The 24,746-nt window shown below is 68.7% G+C and carries 23 protein-coding genes and 1 pseudogene; 22 read left to right on the plus strand and 2 right to left on the minus strand.

All coding sequences use genetic code 11. From position 1 onward, the window contains the following. Positions 1-105 precede the first annotated feature (105 nt). Positions 106-873, minus strand: a complete 768-nt coding sequence (locus tag AB4Y99_RS16135) for a S1 family peptidase (protein WP_441524008.1) — start codon at positions 871-873, stop codon at positions 106-108. Positions 874-943: 70 nt separating this feature from the next. Between AB4Y99_RS16135 and AB4Y99_RS16140 the strand changes: the two genes are divergently transcribed. The 22 genes from AB4Y99_RS16140 to AB4Y99_RS16245 all read left to right on the plus strand — a co-directional run bounded on the left by AB4Y99_RS16140 (position 944) and on the right by AB4Y99_RS16245 (position 23,182). Continuing rightward, on the plus strand, positions 944-1,513 hold the full coding sequence (locus AB4Y99_RS16140; RefSeq protein WP_441524009.1) for a head-tail connector protein: 570 nt from the start codon (positions 944-946) through the stop codon (positions 1,511-1,513). Positions 1,514-1,515: 2 nt separating this feature from the next. Further along, positions 1,516-1,854 (plus strand): phage head closure protein, encoded by a 339-nt coding sequence (locus AB4Y99_RS16145; protein WP_441524010.1) that lies wholly within the window; start codon positions 1,516-1,518, stop codon positions 1,852-1,854. Beyond that, a complete protein-coding gene (locus AB4Y99_RS16150) occupies positions 1,851-2,261 on the plus strand; it encodes a DUF3168 domain-containing protein (RefSeq protein ID WP_441524011.1) in 411 nt (136 codons plus the stop codon). The genes AB4Y99_RS16145 and AB4Y99_RS16150 overlap by 4 nt, the downstream gene beginning before the upstream one ends. A 37-nt stretch (positions 2,262-2,298) precedes the next feature. Beyond that, complete coding sequence (locus AB4Y99_RS16155) at positions 2,299-2,709, plus strand: phage major tail protein, TP901-1 family (protein ID WP_112763427.1); 411 nt, start codon at positions 2,299-2,301, stop codon at positions 2,707-2,709. A 10-nt stretch (positions 2,710-2,719) separates the two neighbouring features. Next, entirely contained in the window at positions 2,720-3,064 is a 345-nt protein-coding gene (locus AB4Y99_RS16160) for a gene transfer agent family protein (protein WP_441524012.1), read from the plus strand. Further along, entirely contained in the window at positions 3,061-3,261 is a 201-nt protein-coding gene (locus AB4Y99_RS16165; RefSeq protein ID WP_441524029.1) for a phage tail assembly chaperone, read from the plus strand. The genes AB4Y99_RS16160 and AB4Y99_RS16165 overlap by 4 nt, the downstream gene beginning before the upstream one ends. A 36-nt stretch (positions 3,262-3,297) precedes the next feature. After that, the gene (locus AB4Y99_RS16170) at positions 3,298-3,891 is read left to right on the plus strand and encodes a phage tail tape measure protein (RefSeq protein ID WP_038362476.1); all 594 of its coding nucleotides are present in this window, start codon (positions 3,298-3,300) and stop codon (positions 3,889-3,891) included. A gap of 11 nt (positions 3,892-3,902) precedes the next feature. Beyond that, positions 3,903-4,544 (plus strand): DUF2460 domain-containing protein, encoded by a 642-nt coding sequence (locus AB4Y99_RS16175; protein WP_038361429.1) that lies wholly within the window; start codon positions 3,903-3,905, stop codon positions 4,542-4,544. A gap of 7 nt (positions 4,545-4,551) precedes the next feature. Continuing rightward, positions 4,552-5,433: a DUF2163 domain-containing protein gene (locus AB4Y99_RS16180; RefSeq protein ID WP_441524013.1), complete on the plus strand. Its 882-nt coding sequence runs from the start codon at positions 4,552-4,554 to the stop codon at positions 5,431-5,433. Next, positions 5,430-5,861 carry a C40 family peptidase gene (locus tag AB4Y99_RS16185; protein WP_441524014.1) on the plus strand — a complete coding sequence of 144 codons (432 nt, stop codon included), beginning with the start codon at positions 5,430-5,432 and terminating at the stop codon, positions 5,859-5,861. The genes AB4Y99_RS16180 and AB4Y99_RS16185 overlap by 4 nt, the downstream gene beginning before the upstream one ends. Continuing rightward, on the plus strand, positions 5,861-9,778 hold the full coding sequence (locus AB4Y99_RS16190) for a baseplate multidomain protein megatron (RefSeq protein ID WP_441524015.1): 3,918 nt from the start codon (positions 5,861-5,863) through the stop codon (positions 9,776-9,778). Before AB4Y99_RS16185 ends, AB4Y99_RS16190 begins: the two co-directional genes overlap by 1 nt. 63 nt (positions 9,779-9,841) lie before the next feature. Continuing rightward, positions 9,842-10,165, plus strand: coding sequence for a PepSY domain-containing protein (locus tag AB4Y99_RS16195; protein ID WP_441524016.1), 324 nt, complete (start codon positions 9,842-9,844; stop codon positions 10,163-10,165). Positions 10,166-10,204: 39 nt separating this feature from the next. Then, positions 10,205-10,771 (plus strand): response regulator transcription factor, encoded by a 567-nt coding sequence (locus tag AB4Y99_RS16200; RefSeq protein ID WP_441524017.1) that lies wholly within the window; start codon positions 10,205-10,207, stop codon positions 10,769-10,771. A 9-nt stretch (positions 10,772-10,780) separates the two neighbouring features. Beyond that, positions 10,781-12,163, plus strand: coding sequence for an ATP-binding protein (locus AB4Y99_RS16205; RefSeq protein WP_441524018.1), 1,383 nt, complete (start codon positions 10,781-10,783; stop codon positions 12,161-12,163). A 65-nt stretch (positions 12,164-12,228) separates the two neighbouring features. Further along, positions 12,229-13,332, plus strand: a complete 1,104-nt coding sequence (gene ccmI / locus AB4Y99_RS16210; protein ID WP_441524019.1) for a c-type cytochrome biogenesis protein CcmI — start codon at positions 12,229-12,231, stop codon at positions 13,330-13,332. A gap of 41 nt (positions 13,333-13,373) precedes the next feature. Continuing rightward, positions 13,374-13,835: a cytochrome c maturation protein CcmE gene (gene ccmE / locus AB4Y99_RS16215; RefSeq protein ID WP_441524030.1), complete on the plus strand. Its 462-nt coding sequence runs from the start codon at positions 13,374-13,376 to the stop codon at positions 13,833-13,835. Positions 13,836-13,842: 7 nt separating this feature from the next. Beyond that, positions 13,843-15,819 (plus strand): heme lyase CcmF/NrfE family subunit, encoded by a 1,977-nt coding sequence (locus AB4Y99_RS16220; RefSeq protein WP_038361450.1) that lies wholly within the window; start codon positions 13,843-13,845, stop codon positions 15,817-15,819. Between the two features lie 5 nt (positions 15,820-15,824). Further along, positions 15,825-16,289: a cytochrome c-type biogenesis protein gene (locus AB4Y99_RS16225; protein WP_142020297.1), complete on the plus strand. Its 465-nt coding sequence runs from the start codon at positions 15,825-15,827 to the stop codon at positions 16,287-16,289. 121 nt (positions 16,290-16,410) lie between these two features. Next, positions 16,411-17,589, plus strand: coding sequence for a trypsin-like peptidase domain-containing protein (locus tag AB4Y99_RS16230; protein ID WP_441524020.1), 1,179 nt, complete (start codon positions 16,411-16,413; stop codon positions 17,587-17,589). 266 nt (positions 17,590-17,855) lie between these two features. Continuing rightward, a complete protein-coding gene (locus tag AB4Y99_RS16235; protein WP_441524021.1) occupies positions 17,856-18,539 on the plus strand; it encodes a winged helix-turn-helix domain-containing protein in 684 nt (227 codons plus the stop codon). Beyond that, the gene (locus AB4Y99_RS16240) at positions 18,523-20,025 is read left to right on the plus strand and encodes a sensor histidine kinase (protein WP_441524022.1); all 1,503 of its coding nucleotides are present in this window, start codon (positions 18,523-18,525) and stop codon (positions 20,023-20,025) included. Before AB4Y99_RS16235 ends, AB4Y99_RS16240 begins: the two co-directional genes overlap by 17 nt. A gap of 205 nt (positions 20,026-20,230) precedes the next feature. Further along, entirely contained in the window at positions 20,231-23,182 is a 2,952-nt protein-coding gene (locus AB4Y99_RS16245; protein WP_441524023.1) for a bifunctional [glutamine synthetase] adenylyltransferase/[glutamine synthetase]-adenylyl-L-tyrosine phosphorylase, read from the plus strand. Between the two features lie 49 nt (positions 23,183-23,231). Here the strand turns inward: AB4Y99_RS16245 and AB4Y99_RS16250 are convergent. Continuing rightward, positions 23,232-24,720: pseudogene (locus AB4Y99_RS16250) on the minus strand (sensor histidine kinase); the annotation flags it as partial. Positions 24,721-24,746: the final 26 nt, after the last annotated feature.

The following is a 24,746-nucleotide window of genomic DNA, read 5'->3' on the forward strand; positions in this document are numbered from 1 at the left end:
GCGCAGGACAAAGACAGGATGGCGAGGGCGCGCGCGAGCATGGAACACATCAACGAGGTCGGTGGAACAATTTAGAGGCTGTCGCGCCCCAGTCCAGCGTTTCCGTCAGAGACCGTTGGTCCAGCGCGCAGTTTCACCCCATTGCGCCAGCGTCGCGTCGATCCAGCCACGTTGCGGACCGATGAGAATGCCCTGGCTGAGCAGGCCGCAATTGCGCTTGGCCGGCCCGGTCGACCAGCTGCTCACGGCGACGACGCCGGCCCCGCTGAAGATCGGGCCGCCCGAATCGCCCTGGCAGGCGCCCGCACCCGGCCGCTTTCCCGCTCCGGCGGGATCCGCGGCCCAGAGCAGGACATGCCCGGGCCCGTAGGGCTCGATGACGGAGAGGGCGGCGGAGCGATAGGTGCCGGTCGTCCGCGCTTCGCCCTCTTGCGAGACGCCATAGCCGGTCAAGGTGACCGGGCTGCCGGCGCGCGGCTGGGCGCCGTCGTCGAGCGTTGCGGCGACGAAGCGCGCCGGCAAGGGCTCGGCCATCCGGATGAGGGCGAGGTCGATCGAGCGGCGGCGGTTGCTGACCGCCTTTGCGTTGAATTCGGGGTGCAGGCCGACCGTGGCCGGCGCGATCAGCACCGGCTCGCTGCCTGCGCGCCAGTGAATGCGCAATTCCGTGCCGCCAGCCGCGCAATGGGCCGCGGTGAGGATCGCGCGGGCCGATAGCACGATGCCTGTGCAGACGCCGCCGCGCGCGTTCAGCACCATCAAGGTCGCGGCTTCGGCCGGGCCGCCCTCGCGCCCACCGACGACGGCCTGTGCCGGAGCGAGCCCGACTCCGCAGGCTAGGCCGAGGCCGAGAAACCAGTTCGCGATCCGCATCGGGCGCTCCTTCCAGAGCTGCGCTGATAGCGCGTCGCTTCCCGCAATTGAACCCTTGAACGGAGCGATCATGACGCCGCTTGCCCTGGAGCCGCCCGTTGCGGAGCCGGTTTCGCTCGCCGAGGCCCGGCTGTTCCTGCGTCTCGACCAGACCGAGGAGGACGATCTGCTGGCGACGCTGATCACGGCCGCGCGGCTGATGGTCGAGGCGGCCTCGGGCCGCTGCCTGATCGACCAGCGCTGGCGGATCGTGCTGGATCGCTGGCCTGTCGGCGGCGAGATCCGCCTGCCGCTGTCACCCGTGGGTGCGATCGAGGCCGCGCGTGTCTACGATCTGTTGGGCATCGCCCAGGCGGTGGCCGGGACGGCTCTGGCGCTCGATACGCTGGCGGATCCTCCCTTGATCCGCATCGTCGGCGAGGTGCCGGAAATCGGACGGGCGCATGGCGCGATCGAGATCGATATCACCGCCGGCTACGGGACATCGGCGGACGCGGTCCCGACCCCGTTGCGCCAGGCGGTGCTCCGCCTCGCCGCGCGCTGGTTCGAGCAGCGCGGCGATGTCGCGAGCCGTGATGCGCAGGGGCTGCCGCCCGAGATCATGGCGCTGGTCGCGCCMTATCGCCGCGCGAGGCTTTGACCATGGCGGAGATTCCGATCCCCGCCATTGGCCGGATGCGGCGCCGGCTCGTGCTGGAAGCGCCGGTCGCGACGCCGGACGGCCTCGGCGGCGCGACGCAGAGCTTCGCCGCGGTCGGCGCGCTCTGGGCGCAGCTCGAATGGCTCTCGGGCGTCGAGCAATGGCGCGAAGGGCGGCCCGAGCAGCTCGCGCGCTACCGCGTCACCCTGCGCTGGCGCGGCGACGTGGATGCCGGCCGGCGCCTGCGCGACGGCGAGCGCGTCTTCGACATCCGGGCAGTGGCCGATCCCGACGGTTCACGCCGCCGGCTCGTCTGCCTGGTCGAGGAGGTCAAGCCGTGAGCGACGCCATCCTCGCACTGCGCGCCGCGATCCAGGCGCGGCTTGCCGCGGACGCGCCCTTGATCGCCTTGATCGGCCCCGATCGCATCTTCGACGAGGCGCCCCGCGCCGCGCGAGGCCTTTACGTCGTCCATGGCGATGTCGAGGCGCGCGATTGGTCGGCGGGGAGCGAGCGCGGCTGCGAGCAGGAGCCGACGCTGATCGTCTGGGCCGCCCAGAGCAGCTCCGCCCGTCAGGCATTGGAGGCCGCGAGGCTGATCGTTGCGGCGTTGGACGACGCCGATCTCTCCCTCGACGGGCACAGTCTCGTCAATCTGCGCTGGCTCTCGAGCCGGCTGGCGCGCGAACCGCGCGGCGGGCTCCCCAACGTGACGATCCGCTTCCGGGCGGCGACCGAGTCGCTCTGAACACCCGAAACATCGCGACAATCGAAGGAGGCGCCGCATGTCGGCACAGAAGGGCAAGGATCTGCTGCTCAAGGCGGCGGATGGGGAGGGCGGTTTCACCACCGTCGCAGGGCTGCGTGCCCGCCAGATCGCGTTCAATGCCGAGACGGTGGATGTGACCCATGCGGAATCGGCCGGGCGCTGGCGTGAGTTGCTGGAAGGCGCCGGGGTCCGCCGCGCCAGCATCAGTGGCTCCGGCATCTTCAAGGACGCCGCCTCGGATGCACTTGTCCGCCAGACCTTCTTCGATGGCGCGATCCGCGACTGGCAGGTGGTCGTGCCGGATTTCGGCACGGTCGCCGGGCCGTTCCAGCTCACCAGCCTCGAATATCGCGGCGACCATGCGGCGGAGGTCACCTTCGACCTTTCGCTGGAATCGGCCGGCGCACTCGCCTTCACAGCGCTCTGAGGAGACCGGCATGGTCAATCGTCATCGCGGCGAAACCGCGCTCATGATCTCGGGCGAGGCCCTGCCGATGCGCCTCACCCTGGGCGCGCTGGCCGAGCTCGAGCACGCCTTCGCGGTCGACAGCCTGCCGGCGCTCGGACAGCGCTTCGTCTCAGGCCATCTCTCGGCGCGCGACATCATCCGCATCATCGCCGCCGGCCTGCGCGGCGCGGGCAAGGTGATCCGCGACGAGGAGGTCGCGGGGCCGTCCTTCGATGGCGGCCTCGGGGGCGCGATCAAGGCCGCCATCACCCTGCTGGAGGCGACCTTCGGCGAGGGCGAGCCCGCCCGCCCTCCGCAGCCGCCGGAAGCCTGAGCGCACCGGCGGCCTTTCCCTGGGAGGAGGTGATGGCCTTCGGACTCGGCCGGCTCGGCTGGCCGCCGGATCGCTTCTGGGCGGCGACCCCGCGCGAGCTGGCTGCAGCGATGAAGGCTTGGGGTTGGGGAGCGTCGGGCGCCGCGACCGAACGCACGGCTTTCGAGGCATTGATGGCCGCTTTTCCCGACATCTGACGCAACGTCTTGAATCAATTTCTGAAGAGGATCGTCATGGCCGATGAGACCGATTTCGACTCCGTCCGTCTTTCCGATCTGCGGACGATGGATTCCCTGACTCAATCCCTCAACCGCTCTTCGCAAAGCTTTGGTAAATCGATCGTAAATGCCTTTTCGCGCGGTGTCGTCGAAGGCAAGCGCTTCGAGGACGTGTTGCGCGGTGTCGGGCGCTCGCTGACCGACGGCCTGCTCAAGAATGCGCTGAAGCCGCTGCAGACCGGCATCTCCAATCTGCTCGGAACGGGTATCAAAAGTCTGACCGGCCTGTTCACCGGCGGTTTCGGTTCGCTCGGCGGTGGGGCTTCGATACCGGTTGCCCCTTTTGCGGAGGGCGGCATCGTCGCCTCGCCTGCCTATTTTCCGACCGGGCGCGGCCTCGGCCTGATGGGTGAGCGCGGCGCCGAGGCGATCATGCCGCTCTCGCGCGGGCCGGACGGACGCCTCGGCGTCAGAGCCGGCGGCGGGGCACGCCCGCTCAACGTCACGGTGCAGGTCTCGACACCCGATGCCGAGAGCTTCCGCCGTTCGGAGGCGCAGGTTTCGGCCGCGATCGCGCGGGCCGTGGCGCGCGGCGGCCGCGCACTCTGACGAGGCAGGTCATGACCGATTTCCATGACGTCCGCTTTCCGCTCGACGTTGCGCGTGGGGCGCGGGGTGGGCCGGAGCGCCAGACCCAGATCGTGACGCTCGCCTCCGGCCGCGAGGTCCGCAACAGCCGCTGGGCCCATTCGCGCCGCCGTTACGATGCGGGCCTCGGCGTGCGTTCCTTCGACGCGCTGGCGCAGGTCGTCAGCTTCTTCGAGGAGCGTCGCGGCAGGCTCTTCGGCTTCCGCTGGCGCGACCAGCTCGACTGGAAGAGCTGCGCACCTTCCCGGGCGCCGGCCGCGACTGACCAGGTCATCGGGATCGGCGACGGGCTGACGGCGGCGTTCCAGCTCCGCAAGAGCTACGGCACGGGAGCGTCCGCCTATAGCCGGACCATCGCCAAGCCGCAGGCGGGCAGCGTGCTTATCGCCGTCGATGGTGTCGCGCAGGCGCCGGAGGAGGCGTTCTCCTGCGATACAGCGACCGGGCTCGTCACCTTCGCCGGCGGTCATATCCCGTCGGCCGGTGCCGTCGTCACGGCGGGCTTCGCCTTCGACATTCCCGTCCGCTTCGACACCGATGCGATCGAGGTCGATCTCTCGGCTTTCGAGGCCGGCGAGATACCGCGCATCCCGGTCGTCGAAATCCTGCCCTGAGGCCGCCATGCGCGATATCCCGCCCAACCTTGCCGCTCATCTCGAAGGCGGCGCGACGACGCTGTGCCGCTGCTGGAGCCTGACACGGCGCGACGGCTTCGTTCTCGGCTTCACCGATCATGACCGGCCGTTCACTTTCGAGGGCATCGCCTTCGCCGCCGTGACCGGGCTCGAGGCGGCCGAGGCCACGGCCGAGCTCGGCTTCGCCATCGGCGGTGGCGATGTCGCCGGTGCGCTCGCCGCGACCGGGCTGAACGAGGCCGATCTGGCGCGCGGCCTCTACGACGATGCGCGTCTGCGGATCTGGCTGGTGAACTGGGCGGAAACCGGCCAGCGCGTGCTGCTCGACGAAGGCTTCATCGGCGAGGTCAGGCGGGGCGAGAGCGGTTTCACGGCCGAGGTCCGCAGCTTCGCCAAGGCCTTCGACGAGGAGCGCGGCCGGCTCTATATGCGCTCCTGCTCGGCCGATCTCGGCGATGCCCGCTGTGGCTTCGCAATAGCGGTGGTCGAGGCGGTCGTGACGGAGAGCGACGGCCGCCTCGCGCTCTCCGCGGTGGGGATGGGGGCTTATGCCGACGGCCATTTCACCGGCGGCAAGCTCGTCTTCACCGCCGGAGCCAATGCCGGCTTCGCCGTCGAGGTGAAGCGCCACGGCCGGGAAGGAAGCCTGGCGGTGTTCCAGCTCTGGCAGGCGGCCCCCGCAGCGATTGCTCCCGGAGACGCGTTCAGCGTGACGCCGGGTTGCGACAAGAGCTTTGCGACGTGCCGGACGAAGTTCGGCAACGGCGTCAATTTCCGGGGCTTCCCGCATATGCCGACCTCCGACTTCATCATCGGCGGTGTCCGGCCGGGCGACGGCGCCCTCGATGGCGGGAGCCTGTTTCGATGATACGAGACGAGATCGTCGCCGCCGCGCGGGAGTGGCTCGGAACGCCCTATCATCATCAGGCCTCGCTGCGCGGCGTCGGCTGCGACTGCCTTGGGCTGGTGCGCGGCGTCTGGCGTGAGCTATGTGGACCCGAGCCGGAAGCGCCGCCGCCCTATTCGCCGAGCTGGGCCGAGAGCCTGGGCCGGGAGACGCTGGCGCTGGCGGCGTCGCGCCACCTCGCGCCGGTCGTGCCGGAGGCGGTGCGGCCGGGCGACGTGCTGCTGTTTCGCTGGCGCGAGCATCTACCGGCCAAGCATTGCGCCGTCCTGAGCGCTCCCGATCGCATCATCCACGCCCATGACGGCGCGACCGTTGCCGAGGTGGCCTTTACCGGCTGGTGGCGGCGCCATCTCAGCCATGCCTTTTCCTTTCCCGGAGTCAGCGACTGATGGCGACGCTTCTTTTGCAGGTGGCGGGCGCTGCCCTCGGCACCGCGCTGGGCGGGCCGGTGGGCGGCGCCATCGGCCAGGCGCTCGGCGGTCTCGCGGGCGCGACCATCGACCAGGCCTGGCTCGGCGGCTCGGGCGGCAACAAGATCGTCGAGGGGCCGCGGCTGAAGGAGGTCAACGGCCTCGCGGCGACGGAAGGCGCGGCGATTCCGCGTCTCTATGGCCGGGCGCGGCTGGGCGGCCAGCTCATCTGGGCGACACGCTTCGAGGAGGAGATCAAGCTTTCGATCACCCGGGCCAAGAGCGGCGGCAAGGGTGGACGCGCGCAGAAGACCTACGAGACGACCTACAGCTACTACGCGAATCTCGCGATCGGCCTCTGCGAGGGGCCGATCGCCTTCATCCGCCGCATCTGGGTCGATGGCCGCGAACTCGACGTGAACACGGTCGTGATGCGCCTCCACCACGGCCATGAGGCCCAGGAACCCGACCCGCTCATCGTCGCCAAGGAGGCGGGCGAGGCGCCGGCCTATCGCGGGCTTGCCTATGTCGTCTTCGAGCGCTTTCCGCTGGCGGATTACGGCAACCGCATCCCGCAATTCGATTTCGAGGTGGTGCGCGCGGTGGATGGCCTGGGCGCAATGATCCGCGCCGTGGCGTTGACGCCCGGCGCCGGCGAATTCGTCTACGATATCCAGCCGGTCAGTCACGAGCCCGAGGCCGGCGTCACCGAAAGCCTGACGCGCCACCAACTCTATGGCGGCGCGGATGTCGATACCGCGATCGGCCATCTCGTCGCGCTTTGCCCGAACCTGCGGCGCGTTTCGCTCGTCGTCTCCTGGTTCGGCGACGATCTGCGCGCCAGCTCTTGCAGCGTCGCGCCTCGCGTCGAGGTCGCGCATAAGCCGACTGTCGGCGCGGAGTGGTCCGTTGCGGGGGTGAGCCGCGCTTCGGCCCGTCCGGTCAGCCAGATCGACGGCCGCCCGGCCTTCGGCGGGACGCCCTCGGACGAGAGCGTGATCGCGCTGATCCGCCGCCTGCGCTTCGACTACGGGCTGGAGGTGGTGCTCTATCCCTTCCTGATGATGGATATCCCCGCCGGCAACGGCCTGCCCGATCCGCATTCGGGAGTGGCCGGCCAGCCGCGCTATCCCTGGCGCGGCCGCCTCACCTGCGATCCCGCCCCTGGCCGACCCGGCAGCCCGGACGGAACCTCCGGCGCGGCGGCGCAGGTCGCGGCCTTCATCGGCACCGTCGCCCCCGCCGACATGAGCGCGACCGGCAGCGCTGTTTCCTGCGCCAAGCCGGACGAATGGTCCTATCGCCGACTGGTCATGCACTGCGCCTCGCTGGCGCAGGCGGCGGGCGGCGTCGAAGGCTTCGTCATCGGCTCGGAACTGGTCGGACTGACGCAATTGCGCGGTGCGAGCGACTATCCGATGACCGGGCATCTCGCCGCGATCGCCCAGGATGTGCGGACGATCCTGCCGGCGGCGACGTTGACCTATGCCGCCGACTGGACCGAATACGGCGCCGATGTCCGCAACGATGGACAGGATATCGATTTCCCGCTCGATCCGCTCTGGGCCTCGCCTGCCATCGGCGCCATCGGCATTGATTACTATCCGCCGCTGTCCGATTGGCGCGATTCCGCCGCGCATGCCGATGCCGCCATCGCACGCGGCCCGGCCGATCTCGCCTATCTGCGCGGACGCCTCAACACCGGCGAGGCCTATGATTGGTACTATGCCGACGAGGCCGGACGGGCCGCGCAGGAGCGTTTGCCGATCACCGACGGCGCCTATGGCAAGCCCTGGCTGTTCCGCCCGAAGGACCTCGTCGGCTGGTGGAGCAATCGCCATATCCGTCGCATAGGCGGCGTCGAGACCGGCGCGACTGCTTTCGTGCCGGGCGCCAAGCCGATCTGGCTGACCGAGATCGGCGTGCCTGCGGTGGACAAGGGCGCGAACGCACCGAATGTCTTCCCGGACGTAAAGTCGGACGAGGGCGGCGTGCCGCCGTTCTCGAGCGGAGCGCGCGACGATCTCGTGCAGGCGCGGGCGCTGGAGGCGATCATCTCCGGTTTCGATCCGGCCCGTGCCGGCTTCGAGGCCGCGCGCAACCCGGTCCACCCGGTCAGCGGCATCCGCATGGTCGACCCCGCGCATATCTTCGTCTGGAACTGGGATGCGCGGCCGTTTCCCGCTTTTCCCGATCTCGGCGGCATCTGGGCCGATGGCAGCAATTTCGAGACCGGCCACTGGCTCAACGGTCGCCTCGAAGGCACGCCGGCCGATCGTCTCGTGGCGAAGCTGCTGGCCGATTTCGGCTTGCCGCCCGCCGACCGCATAGCGGTGGATGGCTTTCTCGACGGTTATGTGCTCGACCGGCCGCTCTCGGCCCGGCAGGCGTTGGAGCCGCTCGCCCAGACCTTCGGCTTCGATGCGGTGATGAGCGCAGGCTCCTTGCGCTTCGAGGGCAGGGGTAGGGCCGTGTCGCGCCGACTCGGTTCCGACGATCTGATTCTCGACCGTGACGGTGAACCCTTCGCCCTCAGGCGCATGCAGGAGACGGAGTTGCCGCTCGAATTGCGGCTCGGCTTCAGCGATGGCGAGAACGGCTATCGCAACGCCGCCGCGCGCTCGCGCCGCCTCGCCGGTGCCGCTCGGCGCGAGGTCGCGGTCGAGACGGCGATCGTCACGCGCATGGCGGAAGGCCAGCGCCTCGCCGACCAGCGCTTGCAGGAGGCCTGGGCGGCGCGCGAGACCCTCGAATGCGAGGTGTCGCCACGCTGTCTCGACCTCGAGCCGGGCGATGTCGTCGCCTTACCGGTGCAGGGGAGCGATCGTCTGTTCCGGATCACCCGCATCGCCGACGGGCCCACCCGGCGTATCGCGGCGCGGCTGGTCGAGCCGGCGATCTACAGGACCGCTGGCATCAAGGGAGGCGACCGGCCGCCGCGAGTGCCGCCGCCTCTGCCGGGCCGGCCTCTCGCCGTGCCGCTCGCGCTGCCGATCGTGACGGGGCAGCCGCCGGCGCTGCTCTCGCTTGCCGCTTTCGCAGCGCCCTGGCCCGGAGGGCTGGCGATCTGGCGGGCCGGGGATACCGGCCTCTTCGATCTCGCCGGCTTCGTCGAGGCGCCTTCGATCGTAGGTGAGACGCTCACCGACCTTCCGGCCGGACCGCTCTGGCGCAGCGATCGTCACGCGGTTCTGGAGGTGAAGCTGCGGGGCGGCGTGCTATCTTCCGTCCCGGCCGAAAGCGCTCTGGCTGGAGCCAACGCGCTCGCCCTGATTGACGGGGCGGGCGGGATCGAGCTCGTCACCGTCTCGCAGGTCGAGCTGGTCGGGCAGCAGCGCTTCCGCCTGTCGGGCTTCCTGCGCGGGCTCGGCGGTTCGGAGGCCGTCGCACAACGTCACCTGGCGGCGGGGGCGCGGGTCGTGGTGCTCGACGGCTCGGCCGTCGCGCTGACCAGCGATCTCGCCGATCTCCATCGGACGCTGCGCTACAGGGTCGGCCCGGCGCGGCACGATGTCGGCGATCCGACGATGGTGGAGTTTTCCGCCGATGTCGAAGGACCGGCGCTGCTGCCGCTGTCGCCTGTGCGTGTGCGGGCGAGGCGCACCGAAGCCGGCATCGCGTTGAGTTGGCTGCGGCGCACACGCGTCGAGGGGGATTCCTGGGATCTCGCGGAGGTGCCGCTCGGCGAGGAAAACGAGCGTTACCTCGTCGTTATTCTTAATGGGGACATCGCGGTTCGTAGCGCAACCGTGAACGAAGCGGGCTGGCATTATCCGACGGAGCAGGAGAACCTCGATTTCGGCGGACCGCGGAGCGAGATCTCGCTTTCGGTGCACCAGCTCGGCGGGGCGGTCGGCCCCGGACAGGAATGGCGTGGACGTGTCGCGGTGGTCTGAGCTCGTCTGGGTTGTGGAATGGATCGGGCATTCATGGCGCATTCAGGCGCGCGGGGCTAAGCCATGACGATGACGCCGGTCGAACCCCTCCTTGCCTTTGCGCTTCTGGCTTCCTCGCCGGCCCCCATCGTTCGCATCGACGACCAAGCGCCGATTTCCTGTCTTTCTTCCGACGAGATGCGCGATGCCGTCGCCGATGGCAGGGTGATCCAGCCCGCCGAGGCCTCTCGCCACGCCCGCCATGCGGCACCGGGCGAGGTCGTCCGCATTCGGCTCTGTCGGCAAGGCGAGGAATTCGTGTATGTCGTGACGACGTTGAAGCGTGACGGCAAGGTCGCACGCGTGACGCTGGAGGGACAATCCGGCAAGGTGGCGACGATCCGCTGACACCGGCCGGATAGACCCGCAAACGGGAGCGAACAGACCGTGAGACTGCTCGTCGTCGAGGACGACAAGGACCTCAACCGCCAGATCGTGACGGCGCTCGAGAATGCCGGCTATGCCGTCGACAAGGCTTTCGACGGCGAGGAGGGGCTCTATCTCGGCGAAACCGAGCCTTATGACGCCGTCATCCTCGACCTCGGCCTGCCCAAGGTCGATGGCGTCGCGGACGACTATGTCGTCAAACCCTTCCATGTCGAGGAACTGCTGGCGCGGGTGCGCGCTTTGCTGCGCAGGGCTGCCGGCCATGCCACCTCCGAGCTCGTCTGCGGGCCGGTCCGCCTCGATACACGGGCGAGCCGCGTCGTCGTCGACGGCAACCCGGTGAAGCTGACCTCCCACGAATACCGGCTGCTCTCCTATCTGATGCACCATCAGGGCAGGGTGGTTTCGCGCACCGAGCTGGTCGAGCATCTCTACGATCAGGATTTCGACCGCGACTCCAACACCATCGAGGTTTTCGTCGGCCGATTGCGCAAGAAGCTCGGCGTCGAGATCATCGAGACCGTCCGCGGGCTCGGCTATATCGCCGCCGCTCCGGAAAAGGTCTGATCCCGGCACATGCCGTTCAAATCCCATCGCTATTCGCTGGGAGCGCGGCTGTTTCTCTCGGCGGCATTCTGCTGCATCCTGATCCTGGTGGTCGCCGGCCTCAGCCTCACCGCCTTTTATCGCCGTTCGGCCGAGCGGGGCTTCGATGAGCGGCTTTCGGTCTACATCAAGCAGCTCGTTGCCGATCTCGCCGCGCCGCCGGAGACCGAGCGCCAGACGATCGGCGACCTCGGCGAGCCGCGCTTCGATCTCCCGTTGACCGGCTGGTACTGGCAGATCACGCGGCTCGACGGCGACCGACCGAACGTCCGCTCCTCCCGCTCGCTGGTCGGAGGGCAACTGCCCAAGCTGCTCGATCAGGGGCTTTCACCCAATAGCCGTGGCCTGCGCGAAAGCTATGTCTCCGGCCCCGACGACCGCATGCTGCGGGTTCTCGAACGCGAGATCGATGTCGGCGAGGATGGCCGCTTCACCGTCGCCGTCGCCGCTCCGGCAGACGAGATCGAGGGCGACATCCAGGATTTCCGCCTGGCGYTGACGMTGACCTTCGTGCTGCTGGGTTTGATCCTGGTCGCTTCGACGCTGGTGCAGGTCCGCTTCGGCCTGCGCCCGCTTGTTCGGCTGCGCGCTGCCGTCGGTGCCGTCCGCACAGGCGAGAACCCGCGCATCGTCGGTGACTATCCCCCGGACCTTGCGCCGCTCGCCGGCGAGCTCAACCAGCTCATCGACACCAACCAGGAGATTCTGGAGCGGGCCCGCACGCAGGTCGGCAATCTCGCCCATGCCCTCAAGACCCCGCTCAGCGTGATGATGAACGATGCCGAGGCCGGGGTGGGCGAGGCGCATCTGGCGCAGACCGTGAGGACGCAAGCCGCCGTGATGCGCGACCAGGTCCAGTACTATCTCGATCGCGCGCGGGCGGCGGCGCTTTCGGGGGCGCTCGGCGGCGTGACCGAGGTGGCGCCTTCGCTCGAAGCGCTGCTGCGGACCTTCATGAAGATCTCCCAGGAGCGCGCCATCCAGGGCAACCACTCCGTGCCCGCCCGGTTGCGCTTTCGCGGCGAGAAGCAGGATTTCGAGGAGATGCTCGGCAACCTGCTCGACAACGCCTTCAAATGGGCCGATGCCAAGGTCGAGGTATCGCTGGAGGCCGGCACGGGCAGTCCCGGCAAGTCCATGGCGCTGCTCATCGACGACGACGGCTCCGGACTGCCGGAGGAGGCGATGGCCGAGGTGATCAAGCGCGGCCGCAGGCTCGACGAAACGACGCCCGGCTCCGGTCTCGGCCTGTCGATCGTGGTCGATCTCGCCAAGCTTTATGGCGGCGATCTGACGTTGTATCGCTCACCGCTCGGCGGCTTGCGGGCACGCCTGGCTCTCCCCGCCGTGTAGCGCGAGGGGGTCGCGTGACCCTTTGTCACCATGAACCGGACGGGCCAATTGGTTAAGAACACCCGATGATGATCTGGGCGGTCTTTGCGGTGATGACGGGAGCGGCGATTTTCGCCCTGCTCTGGCCGCTGAGTCGCGGGCAGGTTCCGGGCTTCGCCGACACGGCGGATGCCAGAAGCCTCTATCGGTCGCAGCTTGGCGAGATCGACCGCGACATGGCCCGCGGCCTGATCGCTGCGGGCGAGGCGGAAGCGGCGCGGGCCGAGGCGGCGCGGCGCCTGCTGCGCGTGGCCGGAGACGAAGTCGCCCCGGCCGGCGAGACGGAGCCATCGCTGCGCCGTCGCCGCGCGAGTTCCGCGTTGATGCTCTCGGTCGTGCCCCTGCTCGCGCTGCTGATCTACGGCATCTACGGCTCGCCCGATAATCCCGACCAGCCGCTCGCGGCGCGCCTCGAGCAGGCTGGCCCGCAGCAGGACTTCGCCGTCGTCTTCGCACGCATGGAAGCGCATCTCGCCGCCAATCCGACCGATACGAAGGGCTGGTCGCTGATCGCGCCGATCTATCTCAGGCAGGGGCGTTATGACGACGCCGCCAATGCCTTCGCTGCGGCCATGCGCAACGGCAAGCCGGATCCCGATCTGTTCGCCGGTCTCGGTGAAGCCCGCACGCTCGCTGCGGAGGGTGTCGTCACGGCCTCTGCCCGTGAAGCCTTTGCCGAGGCCGTGAAACGCGATCCGAAGAATGTACGGGCGCTGTATTATCTTGCTCTGGCCAAGGAGCAGGACGGCGATGCGCCGGGCGCGATCGCCTCTCTCAACGAGCTTCTGGCCGGCGCGCCGCCCGATGCCAACTGGACCGCGCCAGTGCGCGACCGGCTGGCCCGGCTGGAGGCGCAGGCGAAGGGCGATGCGATCGCGGCTTTGCCCGATGCCGAGCGCGCGCAGGCGATCAAGGGCATGGTGGATGGCCTCGCGCAACGGCTGAGCGCCGGTGGCGGAACGCTGGCCGATTGGTCGCGCCTGATCCGGGCGCGAGCGGCGCTTGGCGAGAAGGCCGAGGCGTCGCAAGCCGCCCGGACGGCGCGCGAAAGGTTGGGACAGGACGCCGCCGCCCTTGCGGCGCTCGACGCTCTGGCCGATGAGCTGGACCTGAAGGAGGTCAAGCCATGACGGCTGCCCAGACCACGTCGCTGCGCCCGCCGAAGCGGCGCATGACCCGCAAGCAGCGCCGCCTGACGATCATCGCGGCGGCCGGGGCCGTGCTCGCGCTCGCCGCAGGGCTGGTGCTCTTCGCCATGCGCGACGCCATCGTCTTCTTCTACGGACCGACCGAGATCGCCGAAAAGGGCGTCATGCCCGGCACGCGCATGCGGCTCGGCGGGCTGGTCGAGAACGGTTCCGTCCAGCGCGGGCCGGGCCAGCGTGTCGCCTTCGCGGTGACCGACGGCAAGAGCACCGTGAAGGTCAGCTATGACGGGCTTCTGCCGGACCTGTTCCGGGAAGGGCAGGGCGTGGTGACGGAAGGCGTCTTCGAGGGCGCCGGTCGCTTCAAGGCGGATTCGGTGCTCGCCAAGCATGACGAGACCTATATGCCGCGCGAAGTCGCCGACACCCTCAAGAAGCAGGGGCATTGGCAGGGCGAGGCCGGCGCGGCCGCGCCGGTGAAGCCGTGAGCCCGGCATGATCGTCGAGATCGGACATTACGCGCTGGCTCTCGCATTCGGGGTCTCGGTCATCCAGGCGCTGGTGCCGCTCTGGGGGCTGTCGCGGCAGGACCGCGCGCTGGCCGCTGTCGGCGCGAGCGCCGCTCTCGTCAGCTTCGGACTGGTCGCCTTGTCCTTCGCGACGCTGGTCGCCTCCTATGTCCGCTCCGATTTCTCGGTCGCCAACGTCTTCGAGAATTCGCACTCCGCCCAGCCGCTGATCTACAAACTCACCTCCGTCTGGGGCAATCACGAGGGCTCGCTGCTCCTCTGGGTGCTGATTCTGACGTTGTTCGGTGCGCTGGTGGCCGTCTCGCACCGGTCATTGCCGCCGCGCCTGCGCGCCGGAGCCCTGGCGGCGCAGGGGCTGGTCGCAGCGGCCTTCCTCGCCTTCATGCTGTTCACCTCGAACCCGTTCCGGCGGCTCGTGCCGGCGCCGGCGGAAGGGCAGGACCTCAACCCCATCCTGCAGGATCTCGGCCTCGCGATCCATCCGCCGCTGCTCTATGTCGGCTATGTCGGCTTCTCGATGACCTATGCCTTCGCCGTCGCCGCCTTGATCGACGGGCGGATCGACGCGATGTGGGCACGCGCCGTCAGGCCCTGGACACTGCTGGCCTGGGTCTTCCTGACGCTCGGCATCGCGATGGGTTCCTACTGGGCTTATTACGAGCTCGGCTGGGGCGGCTGGTGGTTCTGGGACCCGGTCGAGAACGCCTCCTTCATGCCCTGGCTCGCCGGCACCGCCCTGATCCACTCGACCGTGGTGATGGAGAAGCGCGATGCGCTGAAGGTCTGGACGATCCTGCTCGCGATCCTGACCTTCTCGCTCTCCCTGCTCGGCACCTTCATCGTCCGGTCGGGCGTGCTGACCTCGGTCCATTCCTTCGCCACCGACCCGGCGCGTGGCCTGTTCATCCTGCTGATCCTGGTCTTTTTCGTCGGCGGCTCGCTCGCGCTCTTCGCCTGGCGTGCGCCGCTCCTGCGGCAAGGCGGCCTCTTTGCGCCTGTGTCACGCGAGAGCGCGCTCGTCGTGAACAACATCTTCCTCGCGACGGCCTGCGCCACCGTCTTCGTCGGGACGCTCTATCCGCTGGCGCTGGAGATGGCGACCGGCGACAAGATCTCGGTCGGCGCACCATTCTTCAACGCCACCTTCGTGCCGGTCATGGTGCCGCTGCTTCTGCTTCTGCCGATCGGTCAGTCGCTCGCCTGGAAGCGCGGCGACCTGCTCGGCGCGGCGCAGCGCAACGCGGTCGCTTGCGGCCTCGCGGTCGTCGCGGCGCTGTCGCTGATCGCCTTCACGCGCGGTGGCCCGGTGCTGGCGCCGCTGGGCGTCGGTCTCGGCGTTTTCCTGGTGCTCGGCGCCGGCTTCGACCTTGGCGAGCGTATCGTCGCCCGGGCGAGCGGCTGGCCGGCGATGCTGTCGCGGGCGAAGGGCCTGCCGCGCTCGGCCTGGGGCACGGCGCTCGCGCATGCCGGCGTCGGGCTCAGCATCATCGGCATCGCGGCCGCGGCCTGGAGCAGCGAGGCCATCGCGGTGTTGAAACCCGGCGAGCGCCTGACCGCCGGGCGCTACACGGTCATGCTCGAATCCGTGGTGCCCCGGACCGGGCCGAATTTCCGGGCCGAGGTGGCGCGTTTCCAGCTTTTCTCGGGAGATCGCGAACTGGCGCCACTGGAGGCCTCGAAGCGGGTCTACACGGCCCGCGCGATGCCGACGACGGAGGCCGGCATCCGCACGGACTGGCTGAGCCAGGCCTATGTCAGCCTCGGCGACGCACAGGATGACGGCCTCGCCGTCAGGCTCTACGACAAGCCCCTGATCCTGCTGATCTGGATCGGCGCCATCGTCATGGCGCTGGGTGGAGGCCTGTCCCTCACCGACCGCCGCTTCCGCCTGGCGGCCCCGCGTCGCGCTGCCCCTGTCGCGGCCGCGCAGCCGGCGGAGTGAAGCGGATGCGCAGCCTGCTGCTTGCCCTGGCGTTTCTCTGCCTCGTCCAGCCGGCAGCCCACGCCGTCCAGCCCGACGAAGTCCTGAAGAATCCCGCCCTCGAGCAGCGCGCGCGAGAGATTTCGGGCGGTTTGCGTTGCCTGGTCTGCCAGAACCAGTCGATCGACGATTCCAATGCCCCGCTGGCGCGCGATCTGCGGCTCCTCGTCCGCGAGCGGCTCACCGCCGGCGACAGCGACAAGGCCGTGATCGACTTCGTCGTGGCGCGCTATGGCGAGTTCGTCCTGCTGCGCCCGCCATTCAACCTGCACACGCTCCTGCTCTGGACGGCGCCCTTCTTGATCCTCCTGGGCGGGGCGGCCTTCGTCTGGCGGCTCCGTCGCGTGGCCCCGCCCTCCGAGGCCGCTCCCCGCCTGACGGAAGAGGAACGGCAGCGCCTCGACCGGCTCCTGCAGGGCGAGCGGGATTGAGCCGAAGCCGGCCGCCAACCTTACGAAATCGTCATCTTCAGGCCAAAGCCACGTAAGGCGCCGGGCCTCATGGTCCTCGTCACGAGCAGGGAAAACCCTGTCGCTCCACGAGGTTCAAGCCATGACGACACAAATCACCCCGAAGAAGACCTTCCTGCGCCGCGGCGCCCTTCTGGCCGGGACTGCCATTCTCGGCATCGGCCTCGCTGCCGGCATCGCCGACCGCGCCTTCCTGCRGAACGACCTCGCTTTCGCGCAGCCAATCGAGCTCTCCGGCACCCAGACCCAGCTTCCTTCCTTCGCCGACCTCGTCGACAAGGTGAAGCCGGCCGTCGTCTCGGTGCGCGTCAAGACCGAGGTCGCCGCTGCCTCCGATCAGCAGAGCCTCGATGATCTGCCGCCGCAGCTGCGCCGCTTCTTCCGCGAGTTCGGCGATCAGGAGGGCGGTCGCCAGAGCAAGCCCAAGCCGCAGATCGGCATGGCGCAGGGCTCCGGCTTCTTCGTCAGCCAGGACGGCTATGTCGTGACCAACAACCACGTCGTCGAGCATGCGGTCGACGTTCAGCTCGTCACCGATGCCGGCAAGACGCTGGAAGCCAAGGTCGTCGGCACCGATCCGCGCTCCGATCTCGCCCTGCTCAAGGTCAAGGACAGCGGTGACTTCCCCTATGTGAAGCTCTCCGACAGCAAGCCGCGTATCGGCGACTGGGTGCTGGCGATCGGCAATCCGTTCGGTCTCGGCGGCACGGTCACGGCCGGTATCGTCTCGGCCCAGGGTCGCGATATCGGCTCGGGTCCCTATGACGACTTCCTGCAGATCGATGCGCCGATCAACCGCGGCAATTCGGGCGGCCCGACCTTCAACGGCAACGGTGAGGTCGTCGGCGTCAACACCGCGATCTACTCGCCTTCGGGCGGCAATGTCGGCATCGCCTTCGCGATTCCCGCCTCGACCGTCAAGCAGGTCGTCGACCAGCTCAAGAAGGACGGCAAGGTGGCGCGCGGCTTCATCGGCGTGCAGATCCAGCCTGTCACCAGCGAGATGGCCGATGCGATCGGCTTGAAGGACGCCCAGGGCGCGCTCGTCGCCGAGGCGCAGGGCAATGGCCCGGCCGCCAAGGCGGGCATCCGCCGCGGTGACACGATCACGGCCCTCAACGGCGAGGCGGTCAAGGACGCCCGCGACCTGTCGCGCAAAATCGCGAATTTCGCGCCCGGCACCAAGGCCACGATCACCCTGTTCCGCGAAGGCAAGTCACGTGACGTGACCTTCGAGGTCGGCCGCCAGCCCGCGGCCTGAACGAGGCAGGCGGGTCCCTTCGGTTTCCTGTCGCCCCAGCCGAGGGACCAGCTGTCGCAGCGGCAGGCCGGATGCGTATCCTCCGGCCTGCCGTTTCTTGTTGTCGGACCCGTCGTGTTCGGGTCTGGGTCGAGTGCGTCCCCGTCCTGGCGGGGCGGTGTGGCCGCCGAGGCCCCCGCAACGGCATGGCGCCGCGTTCCCCGGATTGCCTCGTTGCCTTCGCAATGACGTGCAGCCTGCTCGGAGATTGGGCTACAATGTCCCCCATGCGACTCCTGATCGTAGAAGACGATGCCGAGGCTGCGGCCTATCTGACCAAGGCGTTCCGCGAGGTCGGCCATATCGCCGACCATGCCGCCGATGGCCTCGAGGGCTACGCCATGGCCGAGGGCGGCGGTTATGACGTGCTGGTCATCGACCGCATGCTGCCCCGGCTCGACGGCCTCTCCCTCATCCGCTCGCTGCGCGAGCAGAAGGACGAGACCCCGGCGCTCATCCTCTCGGCGCTCGCCCAGGTCGACGACCGCGTGAAGGGCCTGCGGGCCGGCGGCGACGACTATCTGCCGAAGCCTTACGCCTTCTCCGAATTGCTCGCTCGCGTCGAGGTGTTGGCGCGCCGCCGCGGCGCCCCTGCCTCCGAGCCCACGACCTATCGCGCCGGCGAGCTCGTGCTCGACCGGCTCGCCCACCGCGTCATGCGCGAGGGGCACGAGATCGTGCTGCAGCCGCGCGAGTTCCGCCTGCTCGAATATCTGATGAAGCATGCCGGACAGGTCGTCACCCGCACCATGCTGCTGGAGAATGTCTGGGACTATCATTTCGATCCCCAGACCAATGTCATCGACGTGCATGTGAGCCGCTTGCGATCCAAGGTCGACAAGGGCTTCGAGCATGCGATGATCCATACCGTCCGTGGCGCGGGATACATGGTTCGTGACAGCGCGCATTGAGCCCACCCCGCGCAAGCGCCCGCACTTCCTGCCGACGTTGTTCCGCACGACGGCGTTCAAGCTGACGGCGGTCTACCTCCTCATCTTCGCGCTCTTCGCCGCCTTCGTGCTCGGCTATGTCGCCTGGAACGCGCAGCGCCTGCTGAACGACCAGATCCGCTCGACCATCGACGCCGAGATCCAGGGCCTTGCCGAGCAGGCGCGCCAGGGCGGCATCCGCCGGCTCGTGAACATCGTCGAGCGGCGTTCGCGCGCTCCGGGCGCCTCGCTCTATCTGGTCACGACGCCGGTCGGCGAGCGCGTTGCCGGCAATGTCGAGGCGATCCCGCCCGGCACGCTCGACAAGACCGGCGAGAGCGAAATCGACTACGCTCGCACGAGCGATGCGATCGACACGCCGAGCCATGCCATCGTCCGCGTCTTCGTGCTGCCGGGAGGCTTCCGCCTGCTCGTCGGCCGCGATGTCGAGGAGCGCGAGCGGCTTGGCACGGTGATCCGTCGGGCGATCGGCTGGTCGCTGGCGTTGATCTTCATCCTCGGCTGCTTCGCGAGCTGGTTCGTGGCGCGCCGCGTGCTCCGGCGCATCGACGACATGAGCGAGACGGCGCATGGCATCATGGAGGGCGACCTCAAGGGCCGGCTCGCCATCGCCGGCACCGGCGACGAGCTGGACCGGCTGGCGCTCAACCTCAATGCCATGCTCGATCGCATCGGCGAGCTGATGGCCGGCATGCAGCAGGTCACCGACAACATCGCTCACGATCTCAAGACGCCGCTGACCCGATTGCGCAACAAGGCCGAGGAGGCGCTGCGCAGCGCCAAGTCGACCGATGCGTTGCGCGCCGCGCTCGACGGGGCGATCGAGGAGGCCGACAATCTCATCCGCGTCTTCAACGCGCTCCTGATGATCGCACGGCTGGAAGCCGGCCGGATCAGCGACAACATGGACGATCTCGACCTTTCCGAGATCGTCTCGGGGGTCGCCGAGCTCTACGAGCCGCTGGCGGAGGAGGCAGGGCTGACCCTTGTCGGCGATGTCGCGCCCGGCCTCCATGTCTTCGGCAATCGCGAGCTGATCGGCCAGGCCCTCGCCAATCTCGTCGACAATGCCCTGAAATATGGCCGGCCGGAATCGGGTGGGGAAGCGGTTGTCACCGTCGCCGCCCGCCGCATGGACGCAGATATCGAGCTTTCGGTGTCCGATCACGGACCGGGCATTCCGGAGGAAGATCGTGGCCGCGTGCTCGACCGTTTCGTCCGGCTCGACGCCAGCCGCAGCCAGCCCGGCTTCGGGCTGGGGCTGTCGATGGTGGCCGGAGTCGTGCGCCTCCATGGCGGCCAGCTCCGGCTGGAGGACAATGCGCCGGGGCTGCGCATGGTCATCGCGCTGCCCGCCATCGCGCCCAAGCCTGTGGAAACGCCGACGCCATCCGACCCCGCCGTCTCGACAGCCGAGCCAAACCCTGCTGGCGTGCCGTCGCTTTAGGGGCTGCTGATTTCACATGAACCGCGCCGTCACCCCGGACAAGCCGCGCTAGCGGCGCCGGTCCGGAATCCATCATGAGGCATTGACGCTCTATGATGGATCCCGGGTCAAGCCCGGGTTGACGGCGCGGTTCATGTGAAATCGAGGACATCGATCGCCATGCGTCCGGATGAGCGCTCGGCGGTTGCAGGGGGAGTGCGTGGATATGACGGGGCAGCTCTGTGACAGGCTGGAGGCGGCGCCGGTCCTGCCGGCGAAGGCCAAGGCCGAGACGCTGCTCGCGCGCGAGCTGATCGAGCGCCTCCATGACGAGGCGGCGGCGGAAGTCCTGCAGGCGCATTTCGCCGCTCATCCGCGCTCGGTGGCGCTGGTGGCGGGTATCCTCGCCCATTCCCCCTTCCTCACCCAGGTGATGCGCTTCGATCCCGCCGGCCTGCTCGCCAGTTTGACGGAAGCGCCGGAGGCGCGTCGCGACATGCTTCTCGCCGGCATGGCCGCATTCGGTGCGGGCGGCTGCGAGACGGCCGATCTGATGCGAGAGTTACGCCGCTTCCGCCGCGCCATGGCGCTGCTGATCGCGCTCGCCGATATCGGCGGCSTCTGGGATGTCGAGACGGTGACGGCMGCSYTGACCGCGACCGCCGACATGGCCACGAAACTCGCCACCGACCACGTCCTGCGCCAGGCCGCCGATCTCGGCCGGATCAACCTCGCCGATCCCGCCAATCCCGGTCTCGGTTCCGGCCTCGTCGTCCTGGCGCTCGGCAAGCACGGCGCCGGCGAGCTGAACTACTCCTCCGACATCGACATCGTCGTGTTCTTCGATCCCGAGGCGGCGGAGGCGGCCGGCGTGGGCGAGCCGTCGAGCTTCTTCGTCAAGCTCACCCAGCAGATCGCCCGCATCATCCAGGAGCGCACGCCGGACGGTTATGTCTTCCGCGTCGATCTGCGCCTGAGGCCGGACCCCGCCTCGACCCATGTCGCAGTCTCGCTGCCCTCGGCCTATTCCTATTACGAGACGGTCGGCCAGAACTGGGAACGCGCCGCCATGATCAAGGCGCGGCCCATCSCCGGCGACATCGCGCTCGGCCAGCGCTTCCTTGGGGATCTCGCCCCCTTCATCTGGCGCAAATATTTCGACTTCGCGACCATCGCCGACATCCATGCGATGAAGCGCCAGATCCAGACGGTGAAGGGCCACGAGACCATCGCCGTCGCCGGTCACAATGTGAAGCTCGGCCGCGGCGGCATCCGCGAGATCGAATTCTTCGTCCAGACCCAGCAGCTCGTCTTCGGCGGCCGGCGCCCGGCTCTGCGCGGCCCGCGCACGCTCGACATGCTCGGGGAATTGACGAACGAAGGCTGGATCACGCCGCAGGCGCGCGACGAGCTCTCCGAATCCTATCGCTGGCTGCGTACCGTCGRGCATCGTCTGCAGATGCGCGACGACGAGCAGACCCAGACCTTGCCCAAGGCCGCCGGCGAGCTCGACGCCTTCGCCCGCTTCTGCGGCTATGCCAATGCAGCCGCCTTCGGCAAGGCGCTGACCGCTCATGCGAAGCGCATCGAGGGGCACTACGCCCTGTTGTTCGAGGAGGGGCCGAGTCTCGCGGCCGAAGCCGGCACGCTGAGCTTCACCGGCTCGGAGCCCGATCCGGAGACCATGACCACGCTGGGCAAGCTCGGCTTCCGCGATGCCCTGACCGCGGCCGAGACGGTGCGCGGCTGGCATTTCGGCCGTCGCCCGGCCGTCACCAGCGCCCGCGCCCGCGAGGTGCTGACGGAGCTCACGCCGGCCCTGCTGGTCGCGCTCGGCCGCACTGCCGATCCCGACGGTGCGCTCGCCCATCTCGACAACGCCTTCGTCCGGATGCCGGCGGCCATCGAGCTGCTGACGCTGCTGCGCTCGCATGATTCCCTGCTGACGCTTTTCGCGGAAATCCTCGGAAGCGCGCCACGTCTCGCCAAGGTCGCGGCTTTGCACCCGCATGTTCTGGACGGCGTCATCGATCCGGCCTTCGGTCAGGCGGTGGTCGATGTCGCGGCGCTGGAAGGGCGCATCCGCAACTATGTCGGCTCGCCGCCGCCCAGCGTCGAGGACGGGCTCGACCGCTTGCGCGACGCGGCGCGGCAGGAGAATTTCCTGGTCGGCGCGCGGCTTCTTTCCGGCGTCTACCCGGCGCAAGGGGCGGGGCAGGCCTATTGCGCCGTGGCGGAAGCCTGCCTGCGCGTCGCCTTTGCCGATACGCGCACGGCCTTTGCGGCGGATCACGGGGTGATCGAAGGAGCCGAGACTGTCGTGCTCGGGCTTGGACGGCTCGGCGCGGGCGAACTCACGCCTTCATCCGATCTCGATCTGATCCTGCTGTACGACCGGCCGGAGGATGCCGGGCCAAGCGACGGCGCCAGGAGCCTCGATCCGGTGACCTGGCATGTCCGTTTCACCCAGCGCCTCGTCGCGGCGCTGACCGTGCCGACGCGGCGCGGCACGCTCTATCAGGTCGACATGCGCCTGCGCCCGACCGGCAACAAGAGCCCGGCYGCRACSCARTTCGCCGGYTTCGAGRSCTATCATACGGGCGARGCCGARATCTGGGAGGAGATGGCGCTGACGCGCGCCCGCGTCGTCGCCGGCGATGCCGGATTGGCAAGGCGCGCCGAAGCCTCGATCCGCGCGATCCTCTCGCGCAAGCGCGAGCCTGCCAAGGTCGCGGCCGCCGTCGCCGAGATGCGGGCGCTGATCGCCAGGGAAAAGGGCGAGAAGGATCCCTGGGATCTGAAGCTCGCCGCCGGCGGCATCACCGATCTCGACTTCCTCGCCCAGTTCCTGCTGCTCGCCTATGCCAGCGAGCATCCGTCGCTGATCGTCAACGATACGGCCTCCGTCTTCGCGGCCGCGCGTGCTGCGGGATTGCTTTCGGAGGCCGATGCCTCGGCCCTGCTGGAGGCGCATCGCCTGATCGGCGACGTTCAGCTCTGGCAGCGCTTCACCGTCGAGGAAGCCTTCGACCCCAAGGCCGTGCCGGCCCGCGTGCTGCGGCGGATCGCGACGGCCGTCGGGCGGCCGGATGCCAAGGTGCTCAAGGCGGAGCTGGATGAGGTGAGGGGCGGCGTCCGGGCCATCTTCACCCGTGTGCTGGGGCAGGCGCGGGCCTAAGGCGTCATTCTCGGGCGCACGCCTGCGGCGTACCCCGGAATGAGGTGACCTACGCCGCCTGCGCCGTGACCCGCCCGACCCCGCCGTCGAGCGGCAGGTGGACCATCACGATGGTGCCGGCGCCGATGGCGGAGCGCAGCCTGAGCGAGCCGCCATGCAGCTCCGTGAGCGAGCGGGCGATGGCGAGGCCCAGCCCCGAGCCCTTGTAGCTGCGCACCAGATCGCCYTCGACCTGYTCGAAGGGMCGGCCGAYMCGGTCGATCTTCTCCTTCGGGATGCCGATGCCGGTATCCTCGATGAAGATGTTGAGGGCACCCGGCACATGGCGGGTGCGCACCGCGATGCGCCCGCCTTCCGGCGTGAACTTGACGGCGTTGTCGAGCAAATTGCCGAGGATCTGGTAGAGCGCGTGCGGATCGGCGTCGATATGGGTGGCGGTCGGTCCTTCGAGGGTGAAGGAGAGCTGCTTGCGCTCCAGTTCCGGCTGGACCTTGCGGATGGCCTCGTCGAGCACCGGGCCGAGCGAAATCTCGCTGCGCTCCAGCCGCATCTTGCCGGATTCGATGCGCGACATGTCGAGGACGTCGTCGATGATCCCGAGCAGATAACCGCCGCTGGAGCGGATGTCGCGGACATAGTCGGTGTATTTGTCGCAGAGCGGGCCGAACATCTCGTTCTCCATGATCTCGGAGAAGCCGATGATGGCGTTGAGCGGCGTGCGCAGCTCATGGCTCATATTGGCGAGGAATTCGGACTTGGCGCGGTTGGCGCTCTCGGCCGCGGCCTTCTGCTCCAGATAGCGCTCGGCGAGGTCGGCGAGCTGCTGRGCCTGCGCCTCSAGCTTCTGGCGYGAGGCCTTGAGRTYGGTGACATGCATCAGGAGYTSRTGCTCGGACTGSGTSAGCCGCTCTTCCTGCTGCTTGAGCTTGGTGATGTCGGTGCCGACCGAGACCGAGCCGCCATCCTTGGTGCGCCGCCCGTTGATCTGCAGCCAGCGCCCATCGGAAAGGCGGGCTTCGTAGGAGGCCGCGCCGCGCTGCGCGCGCATCGGCTCGCGGTCGATATGGGGCTGGGCGCTCATCGCCATGATCTCGTCATGGCTGGTGCCGGGTTGCAGCGCCTCGGGCGAGAGCTGGTGGAGCTGCTGGTATTTCGCGTTGCAGAGCACGATCCGGTTTTCCGAATCCCAAAGCACGAAGGCTTCCGAGATCGCCTCGACCGCGTCGCGCAGGCGGGCATCGGCGGTGGCGGTGCGCTCGGCCATGCGGCGCTGCTCGGAGATGTCGACGACATTCGCCGCGGCGGTCGTAGCCGAGCAGGGCGTACATCGAATCCGACCAGTAGATGCGGCCGCGCGCGAGGTCCCAGTCCCASAGGCCGCAATGGCCGCGRTTGAGCGCGGTRTCGATRCGYTCGCGCACGCAGTCGCARTCCTGGTCGGCGGCGCTGGCGCGCTTCGACTGCAGCATGAAGGCGAGCGTCGTCATCGCCAGGACGAGGCCGGCGGAGCCGAAGAGGATGGTGAGGCTGTTGCGCCGGTCCTGCCAGATCGAGAGGGCGCGCG

The sequence above is a fragment of the Allobosea sp. TAB14 genome (assembly GCF_052113865.1).
Taxonomy (GTDB): domain Bacteria; phylum Pseudomonadota; class Alphaproteobacteria; order Rhizobiales; family Beijerinckiaceae; genus Allobosea; species Allobosea spartocytisi.